Annotated in this window: 16 protein-coding genes; 9 read left to right on the top strand and 7 right to left on the bottom strand. The window is 36.3% G+C overall.

The window, feature by feature from the left end; all coding sequences use genetic code 11:
* The 6 genes from PQ963_06155 to lon form a co-directional block, all read left to right on the top strand.
* On the top strand, positions 1-545 hold a 545-nt coding region (locus PQ963_06155), incomplete at its 5' end, for an aminotransferase class I/II-fold pyridoxal phosphate-dependent enzyme (protein ID MEN4029246.1).
* A 104-nt stretch (positions 546-649) separates the two neighbouring features.
* Positions 650-1,672, top strand: coding sequence for an adenylosuccinate synthetase (locus PQ963_06160; GenBank protein ID MEN4029247.1), 1,023 nt, complete (start codon positions 650-652; stop codon positions 1,670-1,672).
* A gap of 352 nt (positions 1,673-2,024) precedes the next feature.
* On the top strand, positions 2,025-2,237 hold the full coding sequence (locus PQ963_06165; protein MEN4029248.1) for a type II toxin-antitoxin system HicB family antitoxin: 213 nt from the start codon (positions 2,025-2,027) through the stop codon (positions 2,235-2,237).
* Positions 2,238-2,268: 31 nt separating this feature from the next.
* The gene (locus tag PQ963_06170) at positions 2,269-2,448 is read left to right on the top strand and encodes a type II toxin-antitoxin system HicA family toxin (GenBank protein ID MEN4029249.1); all 180 of its coding nucleotides are present in this window, start codon (positions 2,269-2,271) and stop codon (positions 2,446-2,448) included.
* A 231-nt stretch (positions 2,449-2,679) separates the two neighbouring features.
* Positions 2,680-3,075, top strand: coding sequence for a metalloregulator ArsR/SmtB family transcription factor (locus PQ963_06175; GenBank protein ID MEN4029250.1), 396 nt, complete (start codon positions 2,680-2,682; stop codon positions 3,073-3,075).
* Between the two features lie 132 nt (positions 3,076-3,207).
* A complete protein-coding gene (gene lon / locus PQ963_06180) occupies positions 3,208-5,586 on the top strand; it encodes an endopeptidase La (protein ID MEN4029251.1) in 2,379 nt (792 codons plus the stop codon).
* Positions 5,587-5,696: 110 nt separating this feature from the next.
* Here lon and PQ963_06185 read toward each other — a convergent pair whose 3' ends face one another.
* Positions 5,697-6,089, bottom strand: coding sequence for a VOC family protein (locus tag PQ963_06185; protein ID MEN4029252.1), 393 nt, complete (start codon positions 6,087-6,089; stop codon positions 5,697-5,699).
* Between the two features lie 564 nt (positions 6,090-6,653).
* On the opposite strand from PQ963_06185, the gene PQ963_06190 reads away from it, so the two are divergent.
* Positions 6,654-8,165: an ATP-binding protein gene (locus PQ963_06190; GenBank protein MEN4029253.1), complete on the top strand. Its 1,512-nt coding sequence runs from the start codon at positions 6,654-6,656 to the stop codon at positions 8,163-8,165.
* A gap of 95 nt (positions 8,166-8,260) precedes the next feature.
* On the opposite strand, the gene nucS is transcribed toward PQ963_06190, so the two are convergent.
* Positions 8,261-9,022: an endonuclease NucS gene (gene nucS, locus PQ963_06195; protein ID MEN4029254.1), complete on the bottom strand. Its 762-nt coding sequence runs from the start codon at positions 9,020-9,022 to the stop codon at positions 8,261-8,263.
* Between the two features lie 6 nt (positions 9,023-9,028).
* A complete protein-coding gene (mtnP, locus tag PQ963_06200) occupies positions 9,029-9,799 on the bottom strand; it encodes an S-methyl-5'-thioadenosine phosphorylase (GenBank protein MEN4029255.1) in 771 nt (256 codons plus the stop codon).
* Positions 9,800-10,149: 350 nt separating this feature from the next.
* Here mtnP and PQ963_06205 point away from each other — a divergent pair, with 350 nt between their 5' ends.
* Together PQ963_06205 and PQ963_06210 are read left to right on the top strand one after the other, a co-directional pair.
* Positions 10,150-11,205: a hypothetical protein gene (locus PQ963_06205; GenBank protein MEN4029256.1), complete on the top strand. Its 1,056-nt coding sequence runs from the start codon at positions 10,150-10,152 to the stop codon at positions 11,203-11,205.
* Positions 11,206-11,294: 89 nt separating this feature from the next.
* Positions 11,295-12,761: a chitobiase/beta-hexosaminidase C-terminal domain-containing protein gene (locus PQ963_06210; GenBank protein ID MEN4029257.1), complete on the top strand. Its 1,467-nt coding sequence runs from the start codon at positions 11,295-11,297 to the stop codon at positions 12,759-12,761.
* Positions 12,762-12,793: 32 nt separating this feature from the next.
* On the opposite strand, the gene PQ963_06215 is transcribed toward PQ963_06210, so the two are convergent.
* The 4 genes from PQ963_06215 to PQ963_06230 form a co-directional block, all read right to left on the bottom strand.
* The gene (locus PQ963_06215; GenBank protein MEN4029258.1) at positions 12,794-14,242 is read right to left on the bottom strand and encodes an RtcB family protein; all 1,449 of its coding nucleotides are present in this window, start codon (positions 14,240-14,242) and stop codon (positions 12,794-12,796) included.
* 177 nt (positions 14,243-14,419) lie between these two features.
* Positions 14,420-14,857, bottom strand: a complete 438-nt coding sequence (locus tag PQ963_06220) for an archease (protein MEN4029259.1) — start codon at positions 14,855-14,857, stop codon at positions 14,420-14,422.
* Positions 14,858-14,963: 106 nt separating this feature from the next.
* Positions 14,964-15,521, bottom strand: coding sequence for a DUF998 domain-containing protein (locus PQ963_06225; GenBank protein ID MEN4029260.1), 558 nt, complete (start codon positions 15,519-15,521; stop codon positions 14,964-14,966).
* 47 nt (positions 15,522-15,568) lie between these two features.
* Positions 15,569-17,854: a CDC48 family AAA ATPase gene (locus tag PQ963_06230; protein MEN4029261.1), complete on the bottom strand. Its 2,286-nt coding sequence runs from the start codon at positions 17,852-17,854 to the stop codon at positions 15,569-15,571.
* Positions 17,855-18,002: the final 148 nt, after the last annotated feature.

Here is an 18,002-nt window from a genome sequence, read left to right on the forward strand (position 1 = left end):
GTATCTATGAAATTGAAGGTGCAAAAGAGGTGGCTATTGAATTTAAGAGCTTCTCTAAAAATGCAGGGTTTACAGGAACAAGATGTGCCTATACTGTAGTTCCAAAGGAAGTCATGGGTTACGATAAGGATGGAAACCCATATTCTTTAAACTCGTTGTGGAACAGGAGACAGACCACTAAATTCAACGGAGTCTCATACCCTGTTCAGGCAGCAGCTAAAGCAGTGTATTCAAAAGAAGGGCAAAAAGAAATTAAAGAATATATTGAATACTACATGAAAAATGCAAGCTTAATAAGGGAAAGTCTGTCTAAATTGGGATTAAATGTTTACGGTGGAATTAATGCACCTTATATATGGGTTAAAACACCAGACAACATGGATTCATGGGAATTCTTTGACCTTCTTTTAAACGAGGCACAGGTAGTTGGAACACCAGGTGCAGGTTTTGGGCCAGGTGGTGAGGGTTATTTTAGAATAACTGCATTTAACACTCTTAAAAACACTGAGGAAGCCATGGAGAGGATATCAAAATTATCCTTTTAATCTGCTATTTTTTAAGGTTATAAAGTTACTGGGTGGCCGTAGAGAAAGGTTTTTATTAAGAGCTTCCAAAGATAAGAGAGGCAAAGAAATTTGGAGAACACAATATGACATGCAGTATATTAGTTGGTGGCAGCTTTGGAGATGAGGGTAAAGGAAAATGTATTACTTATCTTTGTTACAATGATAAACCTGATATAATAGCAAGGGCAGGCGTAGGGCCAAATGCAGGCCATTCTGTAGAATTTAAAGGAGATAAATACGGATTAAGATTAACTCCGTCTGGATTTTTCCATAAAGATGCAAGACTGCTAATTGGGGCAGGAGTACTTGTAGATCCACAGGTTTTTATACATGAACTTGATTATTTGAACAAATATGATGTAAAGGGAAGGACATTTGCTGATTACAGATGTGCAATCATAGAAGAGAAACATAAAGAACAGGACAGGGCTTCAGACTATCTATCCAAGAAAATAGGAAGTACAGGTACGGGGTGCGGACCTGCAAATGCAGATAGGGTAAACAGGATAGCTAAACTTGCAGGAGACGTGGATGAATTGAAAGATTACATCACTGATGTTCCTAAGGAAGTTAATGAAGCACTTGATGATGAGAAAGATGTTTTTATTGAAGGATCACAGGGTTTTGGCCTGTCACTGTACTATGGCACATATCCATATGTAACAAGCAAAGATACAACTGCAAGCACTGCAGCAGCAGATGTGGGTGTTGGTCCAACCCGTATAGATGAAGTAATTGTGGTATTTAAGTCATACATCACCCGTGTGGGTGCTGGACCGTTTAAAACTGAAATATCACAGGAAGAAGCTGAAAAAATGGGTCTTGAAGAGTATGGGGTTGTAACCGGCAGAAGAAGGAGAGTAGGGACATTTGATATGGATCTTGCAAAAGAGGCCTGCATGATAAATGGAGCTACACAAATTGCATTAACATGTGTTGACAGAATTTTCAAGGAATATGAAAGGGTTAAGGATTATTCAAAGCTTTCTGGAGAAGTTAAAAGATTCATTGAAGAAATTGAAGAGGGGACTGGAGTTCCAGTAACTATAATCTCTACAGGTCCAGATCTGGAAGATACAATTGACCTGAGGGATGAACTTCTTTAAATTCCCTGAAAACTATTTTTTTTATCTGAGTTAAATCTTTGAAGCATCAAACAGGTCACAATCAATCCAAAAATACCTGCAGCTAATATATTTTCATTTTGTTACTGTTCAAGTTGATTTTGACTGATTAAAAATTCCCATATCTTTAAAAATGCATGTATATTCACCGCTGCATGTATATATGAAGATGGTAAAAATAGAAGAAGCTCTAAAATCTATGAATCCAGAAACCGTATAAATGAGTAAAAACCAGAAAAACGCTGGGATACCCTGGAATTTATTCTGGGAGAGAAAAACTGGCTTTTTGGATGATAAGAAATTATTTATATGCGAACTAACATAAGATTTGACCATGAAATATACAATAATCCTTGAAAAAGAGGAGGAAGGCGGGTATTCTGCTCAATGCCTCGAATTGCCAGCTGCCATTAGTCAGGGTGAATCAAAGGAAGAAGCCATTGAAAATATAAAAAAAGCGATTGAAGCTGTGTTAGAGGTGCTTAACCAGGAAGTAGAGAGATTAGGCAAAGTAGCCGAAATTTCTAAGGTGGAATTAAGAGTCTAAGAAACTGCAGGCAGTTTCTGGGAAAAGTACTATCAAAGCACTCGTAAAATTAGGCTTTGCAGTTAGGCTGGGAAAGGGAGATCATGTAGTGTTACAGAAGAATCACAGAGTATTTTCCATTCCACTGCATAAAACACTCAAGAAAGGAACTTTGAGGAAAATTCTAAAACAGGCAGGAATATCTGTAGAAGAATTTAATGAGGCGTTATAAAATAGGGCAGATATATACTGTTTACATACATATTACCGAGAGTGTAACATGAGGGGATCTAAGGGGAAATGAACTTCTTTAAATTCCCTGAAAACTCTTTTTTTATTTTAAAGCTTTTTAAATATTCCAATATCTTTTAAAATGCAGGTAAATTCACCATTGCATATATATGAAATGTAGTAAAAATAGAATTTGAAACTTTTTTTGCAAAAATAATAAAAAAATATGAAAATGAATGTGGAAATAGAAAAGTATATAAGTATATTCTTATATAATAATAACATGTTGAGGATAAATTCTGAACAGTGCTGTGATTTATCTCTTGAACTGGAAGAATTATTCAAAGCACTTGGAAACATCAACCGGCTGTTATTAATATATAAAATGACATCGGGAGAAGTGGAAAAAGTCAGCGTAACTCAAATGGCTAATATGATGGGTTTAACACAACCGGCAGCATCACAACATCTAAAAATACTGAAAACTGCCAGAATCCTCACTGCAGAAAAAAGAGGTAACCACATCTACTACACATTTAACAAGAGTGCAATGATAAATCACAAAGAAAAAATTGATTTTTTATTCGGCTGCGTACTATCCAAGTGCAGCAGCTCCAAAAAAAGATAATAAGATTCATAAATTAAAAAAAGAGGATTAAAAAAGGTAAAAGCCGCCATGGGGCAAAAAAGTCTTCAAAAAAATGCGATTTTGACGTATTTTATAAAAAGGCTGCAAACCATCTGCCCATGGAGTGATACCATGAAAGAAATGAATGCTAATGAAAAATTATCAGTATTATTTATACCAGACACAATCCTGTTACATGAAACCAACATAAACTTGAAAGTTGATAAAAAGATAGGTAGAAGATTATACAACCGTGCTGCAAGAGACAATTTTTATGGAATCGTAGCTGGTGTTCGCGAAGTAAATGAAGATGGCCTATATATAGACGATGATTTTTACAATGTAGGAACATTGATAAAAGTCAACAAAGCCAAAGAGATGAGGGATTTCTATCATATTAATGTAGACATCCTGGAAAGAGTAGAAATAGAAAAATTCATTCCGGATGGTCGAGATTACAGGGCAAAATACCATTTAATTCCAGATATTGTAGACATTGATGAAGAAAATCAGAAAGAAATCCTGAAACAGATAAGATTCCTAATTTCAGAGATAAGTGAAAACTTTAAAGGTTCAAAAACTTACGTAGAGCATGTAAACAAATTAAATGACCTCACAAAAGTCATAGGTTACATATTCCCTCACATAATGCTTTCGTTGCAGGAAAAACAGGCATTTTTAGAAATCCGTTCATTAAAAGAAAAGAGTTTGAAGTTCCTTGATATACTGATAGATCAGAAGGAATCATTGAAGTTCCAGATGGAAATAGCTGCCAAATTAAATGAGGACATGAATAAAAAACACAGAGAAAACATGCTCAAAGAGCAGCTTCGGGCCATACAGGAAGAACTGAATGATGTGGAAGGTGGCAGCACTAAAAAAGATTATAGACAATTAATTGAAGAAGCTTGCATGCCTGAAAACATTAAAGAAGTTGCCTTAGAAGAAGTAAGTAAACTGGAAAGACAGGGACCTCATAGCTCAGAAGAAAATGTTATTAGAAACTACCTCGACCTTTTAGTGAGCTTGCCCTGGGGTAAAAGTGAAACAAAAGACATAGATATAGAATCTGCAAGAAAATTACTGGACGAAGAGCACTACGGGCTGGATAAAGTTAAGGATAGAATTATCCAGCACCTTACAGTTATGAAACTCAAGCAAAACAAGCAGGGATCAATATTACTGCTTGTTGGACCTCCAGGAACAGGTAAAACAAGTTTAGGAAGGAGCATAGCTGAAGCACTGGAGCGAAAATACGTTAGAATAAGCCTCGGTGGAGTTAAAGATGAGTCAGAAATCAGAGGACACAGAAGAACCTATTTAGGTGCTTTACCGGGAAGGATTATACAGGGAATGAAACGTGCAGGAGAGAAAAACCCGGTATTTATACTGGATGAGGTTGATAAGCTGATGGCCTCATACAGCGGCGACCCAGCAAGTGCACTCTTAGAAGTTTTAGACCCTGAACAGAACAACAGCTTCTCAGATCACTACTTAGAAGTTCCTTACGACCTCTCTGATGTATTCTTCATTGCAACAGCAAACAACATAAGAGGTATTCCTGGACCGCTACGAGATCGTATGGAAATCATAGAAATAGGAAGCTATACAGGCAATGAAAAGTTCTATATAGCCAAAAAACACCTGATAGGCCTTGTACTTGAAGATCATGGATTAAACAAGAGTCAGCTTCAAATAGATGATGAAGCACTTAAAACCATCATCGAAAAATACACACGAGAAGCAGGTGTAAGGGGACTTAAACGACAGTTGTCTGCTGTTGCCAGAGTTGCATCAGAAAAGATTGTCCTTGGAAAGGTTGAACTACCCTATGTGGTAAAAGAAGACATGCTCTATGATATACTGGGCCATGAAATAGCTCAGGTTCATCAGGCAGGTAAAAATAACCCGCCCGGAGTTGTAACTGGTTTAGCATGGACACCTGTTGGTGGTGACATACTGTTTATTGAAGGTGCATTCATGCCCGGAACCGGTAAATTAACCCTTACTGGCCAATTAGGAGATGTGATGAAGGAATCTGCAAAGATTTCTCAAAGTCTCATCCGTTCAAGACTGGCATTCAACTTAAAAACAATTGAATTTGACAAGAAGGATTTACATATACACGTTCCATCAGGGGCAATTCCAAAAGACGGGCCATCTGCAGGTGTAGCTCTTCTAACAACCATTGCATCACTTGTAACAGGCCAGGAAGTGGATCCAAAGCTTGCCATGACTGGTGAAATATCCCTTAGGGGCGCTGTTTTACCGGTTGGCGGTATAAAAGAGAAGGTTCTTGCAGCTCACCGCGCAGGAATAAAACGTGTTATCTTACCAGAAGGCAATAAAAAGGACATTGACGACATCCCCGAAGATGTTCAAAGAGATTTAGAGTTCATCCTGGTTGAAACAGTGGAAGATGTCTTAAAAGAAACCATTGGAATAGAACTACCGGGACCAGTGATGTTTGAAGTGCCAGTTGGCCCTGTAAGGGGTGGGGCTGGAGCTTAATCCACCTCACCTAATCATTTCTCATGTATGTTTTGATGGTAAGAAATCTGAATATCTTAATTGTTAAAAAGAGAAGATTTTTAAATTCTTTGTTAAAACATGGTTAATAACTATTTCTTTTGCATTTCACGAGCCTGAGCCTTCCATTCTTCGGTGGGCTCCAACATTCCAGAAATATTTCCCTCAGTGTCTTGAAAGAGGGCCCAATCACCAATGCCAGGAATTTGTGTTTTTTCCATCAGCATTTTCCCACCTTCAGACTCGATTTTTTCTTTGAATTCATCAAAGGAATCCACTTCGATGGAGTTCCTCACCATGTCGTTTCCTTCTTCTTTAGGCATTATGGCGCCGTTAATCCCGGGTTCTTCATCCGGGCCAGTGGTAATCAGCCAGTATTCGCCGCCTTCCCACTTCTCGATTTCCCATCCAAAAACCTTTTCATAAAACTTTACAGCTCTCTCTGGATCATCTGCCGGTATCTCAAAATGCACTATTCTTGGCATATTCTAACAACTCCGTTTTATTCTGTAAAGTATTAATATGTTCGTAATAGTTCTTTAAACTTTGGAGAATTTTATGAAAAACTCAAAAATTAAATCTTACAAAAAAAATCAAATAAAAAAAAGTAAATAGGAATTCTCTTTATCAGTCTTCCATAATTCTTCAAGTTCTATCTATTTGAAAATATAATGTTGAAGTATATAATCGATCCTCTTGATCGTTAAACGGCAGTTTAACGAAGTTGATTGGTATGATTTTTGAGACCCAAATATTGAAACCCCCTCCTTCATGAATTTAAGTCATGGAAATAACATTGGGTCTTTAATTACATATTCATTTGGAGGGATATATATCCTTATTTTTAATTTTTGCTCCTTTTTTTAATCAAATTTCGTCTGAAAAATCTACTTAGCCGTAGTTTATAACTTTAAATACAATCAAGATCATAAAAATTATATCAAAAGGGAGCCATATTTTGCTTAAAAGGAGTTCAGTTAAATATTAAAATTTCTAATCCTGCAGACTTATGAACAAAGAAATAAGGTAATAGATAAATGGTGGCAATTATGTCAAAAAAAATAATGATCGTTGAAGACGAGTCAATTACAGCACAGGATATTAAAAAATCGTTGATAAGCCTTGGATTTGAAGTAGTTTCCATTGAAGATGAGGGAAAAAATGCCATTAAAAAAGCTGAAGAACTTAAACCTGATTTAGTTTTAATGGACGTTGTACTTAAAGGCGAAATAGATGGTATTGAGGCTGCAAGTAAGATACATGAACAATTTAATATTCCTGTGGTATATTTAACTGCTTATTCTAATGATAGAGTATTTGAAAGAGCCAAATTAACTGATCCTTACGGATTTCTTGTTAAACCCGTTGATTTTTATGGGTTAAAATGCACCCTGGAAAACGCTATTTATAGATATGAATTAGAAAAGGAATCTAAAAAGAATGAAAAGAATTTAAAAGTTTTTTTAGATGGTCTTCCGGATTCAGGTATTTTAATAGAACCTGATGGGAAAATAATTATTGCAAATGAATTATTTTTAAAAAAGTATGGTAAATATCATGATGAAATCATAGGCAAGAACATAAAGGATTTTTTACCTGAGTTAATAGCAGAGAAATGCCTTAAAATATACAAAAAAGTTATAGAAACCCGAAAATCTGTTACTATTGAAACAGAACACTCTGGAATATATACAAAACATTTTATTAATCCTGTTTTTGATAAGGAAAGTAAGGTGTCCAGATTAGCAATTATCATTTATGACATCACAAAAGAGAAAAATGCTGAAATCCAGCTAAAAGAAGCCTATGAAAACTTAGAAGTCAAAGTTCAAGAAAGAACAATAGAACTGGACATGGTTATTGAAGAGTTAAAGCGCTCTAACGAAGAATTACAACAATTTGCTTATGTGGCTTCCCATGACCTTCAAGAGCCACTTAGAACTATTGCAAGCTTTACTCAGCTTCTTGAAAGGCGTTATAAAGGTAAATTAGATGAGGATGCTGATGAGTTCATGGATTATATTGTAGATGCAGCAAAAAGAATGCAACAGTTAATCCAGGACTTACTTGAATATTCAAGAGTTGCAAAAAAAGGAGAAAAATTCCAGCCTGTAGATATCAAAGAAGTTTTAGACAGCGCCTTATTTAATCTTAAAACCCTCCTTACTAAAAGTAATGTTGAAATAACTCACGACAAACTTCCAACTGTAACAGCCTATAAAACTCAGTTAATTCAATTACTTCAAAACCTCATAGGAAATGCTATTAAGTTTAAAAAGACAAATGAACCTCTAAAAATCCATATTTCTGCCAAAAAAGATGAAAAGAAGAATGAATTTGTTTTTTCTGTGCAAGATAATGGTATTGGTATCGAAAAAGAGTACTTTGACCGGATTTTTACCATATTCCAGAGGCTGCACACACGTGAAGAATATACTGGTACTGGAATTGGGCTTTCAACTGCTAAAAAAATTATTGAGTGCCATGGAGGCCGTATATGGGTTGAATCAGAACCGGGGGTTGGTTCTATATTTTACTTCACGATACCTATTTCTAAATAGATGATTACGGGTTCAAAGCATAAAGACCATTAAGCATTAGAAAATTTTTCGAAATTTCAGATTTAAAGATAAATTTTAAGATATCCTGTTAATAACTATGTTTTTGACTTAAAGAAATCTAAAGTAGTGTTTTTACTAATATTAAGCTCATTTGGAGGCTTTAATGCTACAAATTCAAGCTGATACTTCTCAAGCAACTCCTGAGCGTCATCAGTAATCGATGGAGCAACCAGGATGCCCCTTACAAAATCTTTATGATCCTTAAAATCTTCAAAATACCTTTTCAGCTGTTTAACTGCATTAACGCCTGCACGTCTGCTTTTAAGTTCAAGAATCATTAAATTACCCTTCTTGTCCTTACCTAATATGTCTATAAAACCTTCTGAAACAGAATATTCTCTTGATGTAGGTGTAAATCCTTTTTCAATGATTTCAGGGATCTTAAATATCATCTCTCGCATATCTTCCTCATATCCTGCAAGTTCAAGGGTTTTAGTGTCCTTACCTATGTGATAGGATACTAAATGGGTTTTTATGATTTCAACTTCAAGAAATTCATGGGGATTTCGTCTAACACCACAGATATATACTTTATTTTCTTCTATCCATGTTCTAAATTTACAGTTTGGAGGCTGCCAGTTAACAGGCTCTAAACTATAATCTTGATGTACTATAAAAGACCCATCTGTTTTTATGATAATGGTTCTATCTCCAGATCCAAGCCGGCCAGTAGCTCTACCTTTGTATTTAATTTTACAGCATGCTATGATAGTTATAAATGCTTTTTTCGATAATCCTTCATCTATAAACTTTAACATTTCTGCTGGTTTGGGGGTTTCTTTGGTTTTAATTATCATTGTATCTTAAACTTTATCAATTTCTGCACCCAAAAGTGCATATTTACAGGGACATTCCCTTTCTTCAGGGAGCTTAGCTATAGAATCAGATAATAATTTGACCAACCTCTCTTTTTGACCTTCCACAACTTCAAATACTTCTTCTATTGTGAGTTTAGTAGGGGATATTGATGCAGCGTAGTTAGAAACCATGCATATACTTGCATAACAAATTTCAAGCTCCCTTGCAAGTATTGCTTCAGGTATTCCGGTCATTCCCACAACAGAACCTCCAAGCTGCTTGAACATCTTAATTTCTGCCGCGGTTTCAAATCGAGGGCCTTCTGTACAAACATATACTCCATTTCTAACCACATCACCAGATGAAACAAGTACATTTCTTAAATCATGGCAGTATGGCTCTGTTATATCAATATGGACAGTTTTAGAGTCATAGAATGTAAATTCTCTTATTTTGGTAAAATCAAGGAAGTCGTGAGGCGCTAAAAAGTCTCCAGGTTTAACAGATAAGTCCAGAGATCCAACGGCATTGCTTGCAATTATCCTTTCAATACCCATCTGCTTCATTGCATAGACATTTGCCCTGTAATTTATCATATGGGGTGGATTTGCATGCCCTTTAGCATGTCTTGGCATAAATACAACTTCTTTACCATGCAGTTTAAAAATACTTATTTCTGGAGATTTTCCATAGGGAGTTTCAATAATCCTTGTTTCCACTTCCTCTCCCATTTCAACTATTTCATATATTCCGGTGCCGCCAATAATTCCTATCATATTTTCACTATGGAAATAAGATCTATTTTAAGTTTTCAATTAAAAGTTAAAACCATCATAAATTCGAAGAATTTATAATAGCAGCTAAATTCATTTTTAAATTACTTTAAGTTAGTTCTATGTAAAATATAAAGTTATTTAATTGTTTTTACATGGTTTTAAAGTTTTTTAAATAAAAGGAGGGTTTTAAGGTAATTCAGGCTTTTTCTTTATTGTTTATAAACGTTGTTATTTTAACTTTGATGCACTAACTTATTAATACCTTTATTTATTATACAATAATGTCTTAAATGACAGATATTTTTGAAAAAATATTGTAAAGAATGTTTTAGATAGAAATTTAAAAGGAGGTGGAAATAATTACAAAAAAATTAATATTAACGCTGTCTGTACTTGCACTGGCCCTGGTACTTTGCAGCTCTGTTTCTGCAGCTAACGGAACAACAGAACAGGCCAGTTTAAATGCAAATGGAGACAGTCTTAATCCAGCAATAAGTTCAGATGGACGTTATATCTCTTTCAGTTCAGATGCAGGTAATCTTGTACCTAATGATACCAACGGTAAAAGCGATATATTTGTGGTTGATAATCAAACCAGGCAGATGTACAGGGTAAGCGTTGATTCTTCCAATGGACAGAGCAATGGAAACAGCTATAATCCAGCAGTAAGTGCAGATGGGAGATATGTGGTATTTGACTCTGTTGCCGATAATTTAGTGCCTCTTGATACTAATCGATGCTCAGACATCTTTTTACGCGACATGGTAACAGGAACAACCTCAAGAATAGGTTTCAATTCTACAGTTAAGCAGTTAAATGGAAACAGTTATAATCCATCAATAAGCGGCGATGGGCGTTATATTGCATATGAATTTTATAATTCTGTTCTTGGTGGAAGCAGCGTGCCAGGCAGTATTTATCTTTATGACAGGCTGTTTGACAACACAACAGTAATCAGTGGTTTAGATAGTAGAAACCCGGCTATCAGTGCAAATGGCGAATATGTCGTCTTTGACTCTTATGTAAATAAGGTGGATTATCCTGACAAAAATAACATCAGAGATATAATCAGATATTCCATAGCTGATGGCACTAGAATAACTGTGAGTGTTGATCCATACGGTAACGATGCAAACGGATCCAGCTACAATCCTTCCATAAATGCAGATGGTACAGTAATAGCATTCCAGTCCACTGCAAATAATCTTTGCCCTGGTGATAAGGTGGGAAATACTGACATCTTCATTCACAATACAGACGATAGAATGACATTAAGGGTAAGTGCCAGTTCCACCAATCAGGAGGCAAATGGAGCAAGTGTAAATCCATCAGTTAGTGGAGATGGGCGCTATATAATTTACTGCTCATTTGCAAGCAACTTGTTAATGGAGACACCAATGGAGTAAGTGATATATTCCTTTATGACAGTAAAACAAAGTTAACATCAAGAATAAGTGTTGATCTGGATGGTAATCAATTTAACACTGGAAGTTACATGCCTGCTATATGTTCAGACGGACGTTACGTAGCATTCCTTTCAAAACAGGGGATCAGCGGCGGATATAACAATGTTTTTGTTCGTGATTGCGCCTGGAACGTTAATCCTGGTGAAAGCATTCAAAATGGATTAAACAGTGCTGCTCCATGGCAAATAGTTGTTGTAAATGGAAATAATACACCTTATAAAGAAAATGTGGTGATTAATAGACCATACACAATTCTAAGAGGTATCGGTGCTACAATAGAAGCCTTAAATCCAGATTTACCAGTATTTACAGTTAATTCTCCAGGAAACGAAACTATCATTCAGGGATTTACAATTCTTAATACAACTTCTTCAAGTGGTATTTACTTAAATAATGTGGAAAATTGCGAAATTTCAGAAAATATATTGAAAAACAACCTGTTTGGAATTTTAATAGAAGACAGTGTATTCAATCTGGTTTATGGAAATATTATCACAGAAAACGGCTTTGGAATTGAACTTCAAAACTCTGATTCAAATTTTATCCTGTATAATAACTTCATAGACAATTATACTCAAGCATATGCTGATAATTTGAGCACAGGCAACGAATTCAACCTTTCTGATTTAGAAGGTGGTGGAAACTACTGGAGTGATTATACGGGTTCTGATAGGGGAGATGGTTATGGAAACATTCCTTATTTATTTACAGATGGCGTCGACAGTTTACCATGGTTCAAACAGATTATAAGCAGTAATATAGCGCAGGTTATAACTGCAAATTCTAAAGGAGGCTTGTTTAACTCAACGCAAAACATAACACTATCTGGAACGTTCAATTTAGATCCAAATACAATTATACTGTATACAACAGATGGTAGCAACCCATTATTGAATGGAAGTTTATATACAGGGCCAGTAACAATTGTTAACGAAGGAAAAACCGTTTTAAAATTCTTTGCAATTGATGATGACTATAACACATCCAGAATTTACGAAGAGTTCTATACAATTGACAGAACAGCCCCAGTTCCCATGGCCAATCTTGCAGCTGGAGATTATTATGCACCTCAAAATATTGTTTTAGGAGCCAATGAAAAAGCAAAAATATATTACACGATCAATGGCACTGATCCAACTACAAACAGCACAAAATATACATCACCAGTCAATATAAGCACAACCAAAACTTTGAAATTCATGGCTGTGGACGATGCAGGCAATCAATCTCCAGTAAGCGCAGTAAATTACGATATATATGATCGGGAGCCCTATAGCTACCAGGTAACAGTTCCATACAGGTTAAGCAACAAAAAATACAGGATAAAATACCGTGCACCCTACACAGCTAAAAAGAGGATAAGAACCAAAGTAGGGAAAAAATGGAGATACACCTGGACTCAGGTAACCAGGTACAGGTGGAAATATCGATGGGATTACCTCTATGGATACAGAACAGAAACAAGATGGGATTACCGATGGGTTTTAAAATACTAAAATCCATCCTTCTTTTTTAAAAAAATATAGTTTCATCCCTTGGAAACGCCAAGAGGTATCATTTTCCCAACCATTTTGGATATTCCTGCATTATGCGATGTTTTTACCACTTCATCAACATCTTTATACGCTCCTGGAGCTTCTTCAGCTACAACAGGCATTGAAGTGGCCCTTATAATAATGCCTCTCTCTTCAAGAGCTTTTTTAACTTCTTCGCCATGGTATTCCCTTTTAGCACCAGCTCTGCTCATTTTACGCCCAGCGCCGTGTGCAGATGAACCAAAAGTTTCTTCCATTGCAAGATCTGTTCCTACAAGTACATACGAAGCTGTGCCCATAGTTCCAGGGATAAAAACTGGCTGTCCGACCTTTCTATATTCTTCTGGAATTTCCTCTCTTCCAGGACCAAATGCACGGGTTGCTCCTTTCCTGTGGACATAAACTTCCATATCTCTTCCTTTTATTTTATGAACTTCCTTTTTTGCAATGTTGTGGGCAACGTCATAAACAATTTCCATACCCATTTCTTCAGCATCCTTTTTAAAGACATGTTCAAATGATTCACGAACCCAATGCACGATCATCTGCCTGTTTGTCCATGCATAATTTGCTGCTGCAGCCATCGCTTTAAAATAATTCTGTGCTTCGTCAGAGTCTACAGGTGCACAGGCTAACTGTCTATCTGGAAGATCAAGCTGGTACCTTTTAGCTGCCTTATCCATAACTCTAAGATAATCAGAACATATCTGGTGACCGCATCCTCTTGAACCTGTGTGAATTAAAACTGTGATCATACCCTCTTCTATGCCAAAAACCTCTGCAGTGGCTTTGTCATAGATTTTATCCATTTTCTGGACTTCAAGAAAGTGGTTTCCAGAACCAAGAGACCCTAATTGTGGAATTCCCCTTTTTTTTGCTTTATCACTGACACAGCTTGAATCTGCTGCTTCCATTCTCCCATTTTCTTCAAGGTGTTTAAGATCCCTCTCCCAGCCATATCCATTTTCAACAGCCCATTCTGCACCGTGATCCAGTACTTCATCAATTTGACCGGGCTGGAGCCTTATTTTACCTTTACTTCCAACTCCAGAGGGTACATTATTAAAAAGGGTTTCTACAATTTCTTTAATTTTTGGTTTAATATCTTCTTCGGTTAAATCTGTTCTTATAAGCCGGGCTCCACAATTGATGTCAAATCCCACTCCTCCAGGGCTTATAACTCCATTACGAGCGCTGAAAGCTGCAACACCTCCAATTGGAAATCCGTATCCAAAATGAATATCTGGAAGTCCTATAGAGAATTTTTGAATACCGGGTAAACATGCCACATTTGAGACCTGGTCTACTGCCCCTGTTTCTACTTCTTTAATAGCTTCATCGCTTAAATATATCCTCCCCGGGACTCTCATTTCCTTTTTATAACTTGATGGAATTTCCCAGACACAGTCTCTAATTTTTTTTAAATTTCCTTCAATTTCCATGTTTATCTCTCCAAAAATAGAATTTTAAGAATAATTAGTTATTAAAAACCTGGTAAATAGATTGATAATATTTTTGTTAATTCTTTTTAAAATAGATATCTACCTTTTAAGTTTCAAAAAATAAAGTCAAAAATATTTAATAATTAACTATAATAAGATTTTATGTTATAAAAATAATTATATATCAATGATCACCTGAACCATGTAACCATTATTCTTTTTAATCTTCATCAGGTGATAAGTAACTGCCTTAACTTCAGCCCGGCTTTCATGTTTTTTAGGATCAAATTCTTCGCCCCATGCAGTCCCTCTTAAAATATATCCCTCACTGTTTTTTTCTATTTTAACATCAAACTTTGAAAACACGAGGAATTCAGAATCTAATATAACCAGAAATTCAGATAACCAGTCATAAAGAAGAGCGTATTCATCTTCTGATTCCACTACAATTTCTTTTTTAATTTCAGGCTTAATTGAACCTGTATCAGTCATCACTTCAAACATTGCAAGTGCTGCATTTTCAAATGCCTCTTCTAACGTGCTTCCATAGGACTTAAAACCTGCATCTGCTGTAACATCAAAGAATTCGAATATTTTATTATCTGCATTTTCCACTCTAAGGTCTCCTGCATTTAATTTAATTTTTTAAACTCTATTTTCCATTTTCAAAATGTTATCTCATTTACTTGGCTGGTTATTAATGTGAATATTTAATATTCCTTCAGGATATATAAAATAGCCGAATTGCCATGACTTCTACCCAGAGAAGCATTATCCCCATTGAAATTCTCTGAAGCGCACCTGTCCACTCTTCAAAAACCATAAATCCGTATATAGCAGAAATTAATATCGCCACAATAAATGAGGCTCTTGAATAGGTTACATAGCCCTGCCATCTATCATCTTTTTTCAATCTCGGTAAAAGGAATAAAGGCGCAAAAATCATGGAAAATGCTGCGATAGTTGCAAAAATGCTGTGTGCAACCCCCACCACGGTTACATCCACACAACCTGGGTCACAGGGGAATACTCCGATCATAACTAAGGATAAGCCCGATAAAGCTATCAAAACAGGCCCAATTTTTGAACCACTCTTTATACCTCTTTGAAGCCCCAATGCAAATGCAATTACCAATATACCTAACAAAGGAAATCCTATTGTATTCATTATTAATGCATAAGGGGCACCAGCGGCTCCAAGTTCGCTCATGGATTGTGTAATACAGTTATAATCTTTCTGAATGAAACCAAGCGTAAAAAGTACAGTTGCATATGTCACAGGACCGGTAATACCACAGAATGCAAGGAATTTTTGTGTTTTCATGCCTAAGCCACTTCTCTTGGAAACTCCTCTCTCACTTTTTTAGCTTCTAATCCTCTTCCAAGTTTTCTTGCAACTTCGCTGTAGTATTCTTTGGTTTGTGGAGTTGTGGATGGGTTTATTTTATTTAATGCTGCATCAAAATGTCTTTTTGATACCTTATCTATTTTTATATTTTCATGTAATGCTATAACTCCTGCTTTTCTGCATAATGCTTGAATATCTGCTCCAGAATACCCTTCTGTCCTTTTTGCAAGTGCTTCAAGATTTACATTGTCATCAAGGGCCATGTTTTTAACGTGGACTTTTAAAATATCTAAACGCGCTTTTTCATCTGGAGGTGGGACTAAAACCACTTCATCAAATCTTCCTGGTCGTAGTAAGGCAGCATCAATTAAATCAGGTCGGTTGGTGGCACCTATTACCACAACGCCCCTTAATTCTTCTAAACCGTCCATTTCTGAAAGAATTGTATTTACCATTCTTTCAACAACCCGGGGTTCTCCAACACCCGAGCCTCTCATGGGTGCTATAGCATCTATTTCATCAAAAAATACTATGCATGGTGATGCCTGTTTTGCTTTCTTAAATATTTCTGCTATTTTTCTTTCAGACTCCCCAAACCACTTACTTAAAATTTCTGAGCCTTTAACTGATATAAAATTGGCCTTTGATTCTGTGGCCACAGCCTTTGAGAGCATGGTTTTACCTGTTCCTGGAGGTCCAAATAAAAGAACTCCCTTGGACGGTTGTATTCCAATACGCTTGAAATCCTCAGAATGTGTTAAAGGCCACTCCACAGCTTCCTTTAAAGTTTCTTTTAATTCTTCCAAACCACCAATATCCTCCCAATGTATGTTTGGAACCTCTATAAACACTTCGCGGAGTGCTGAAGGACTTATTGATTTTAAAGCCTCCATAAAGTCATTGTTTGTTACAAATAATTTATCAAGGACTTCTGGAGGGATAATCTGTTTTTCAAGGTCTAATTCTGGAAGTATTCTTCTTAAAGCGTTCATTGCAGATTCACGACTCAAAGCTGCAAGATCTGCACCCACAAAGCCATGGGTAATATCTGCAATTTCTTCCATATCCACATCATCTTTTAAAGGCATTCCACGGGTGTGAATTTGCAGTATTTCACTTCTTCCATCCCTATCAGGTACTCTAAGCTCTATTTCTCTGTCAAACCTTCCAGGCCGCCTTAATGCCGGGTCCAGAGCGTCTGGTCGATTGGTGGCACCAATAACTATTACCTTTCCTCTTTCCTTTAATCCATCCATAAGTGCAAGTATCTGGGCTACAACTCTCCTTTCAACTTCTCCTGTAACTTCCTCACGTTTAGGTGCAATAGCATCGATCTCGTCTATAAATATCACAGTAGGCGCATTTTCCTCAGCTTCTTTAAACAGGTCTCTGATCTTCTTTTCTGCCTCCCCCACATATTTACTCATCACTTCCGGACCGTTTATAGCCACAAAATTTGAACCACTTTCATTAGCCACTGCTTTTGCAAGAAGAGTTTTTCCAGTACCTGGTGCTCCATGTAAAAGAACTCCGCGAGGAGGGTCAATACCAAGTCTATCAAATATCTCTGGATGACGTAAAGGAAGCTCTATCATTTCCCTAACTTTTGATATTTCCTGTTTCAAGCCTCCAACATCATCATAGGTAACATCAGGAACCTTTTTTTCTATTATTTCCACTGCTTCTGGACGTACCTCCACCTCAGTTTCGTCATTTATTCTTACAATGCCTGCTGGATTTGTGGAGACGACCGAAAATTTGATTTCTCCAAGAGAAAATGGAGTTGTGGATTCAAAAAATTCTCTGAAAATTTTTTCACCTGATGGAAACTCTTTGAATGTCTCTCTTGTTCTTCTTGGCGATATTAATGACAGTATATCTCCTCTTGCAACTGCTCTTCCCATTATATTCCTTTTAATGATGTCCCCAGATGCCATTATTCTAAGGCCCCGGGCTGCAGGAGCTAACACCACTTTTCTGGCCACCCTTATTTCTATACGCCTTATAGTTATCATTTCACCAATGGATGTACCTGCATTTGACCTTGTAAGGCCGTCCATCCTTACAATTTCAAGACCAACATCGGCAGGATATGCCTGACCTACTATTGCTCCTGTGGTTCTTTTACCTATTATTTCAACAATGTCACCAGGTGCAATACCCATTTTAGAGATTAATTTTTTATCTATCCTTATAATTCCCTTTCCAACATCTTGCTGGAGTGCTTCTGCAACTCTAAGCTCAACCTCACTATTTTCAGACATTAATAATTCCCCCATAAACGAAAAATCAAATTTATGATAATATATGGAGTAATTATGTTATTACACTGATATAAATTTTTTGAAATCTTTTCCTTTGATTACTTTTCATGTGCTCTCTATCTCTTTCTTTAAATAACCTGAAAAAGAG

Source organism: Methanobacterium sp. (assembly GCA_039666455.1).
GTDB lineage: Archaea > Methanobacteriota > Methanobacteria > Methanobacteriales > Methanobacteriaceae > Methanobacterium_D.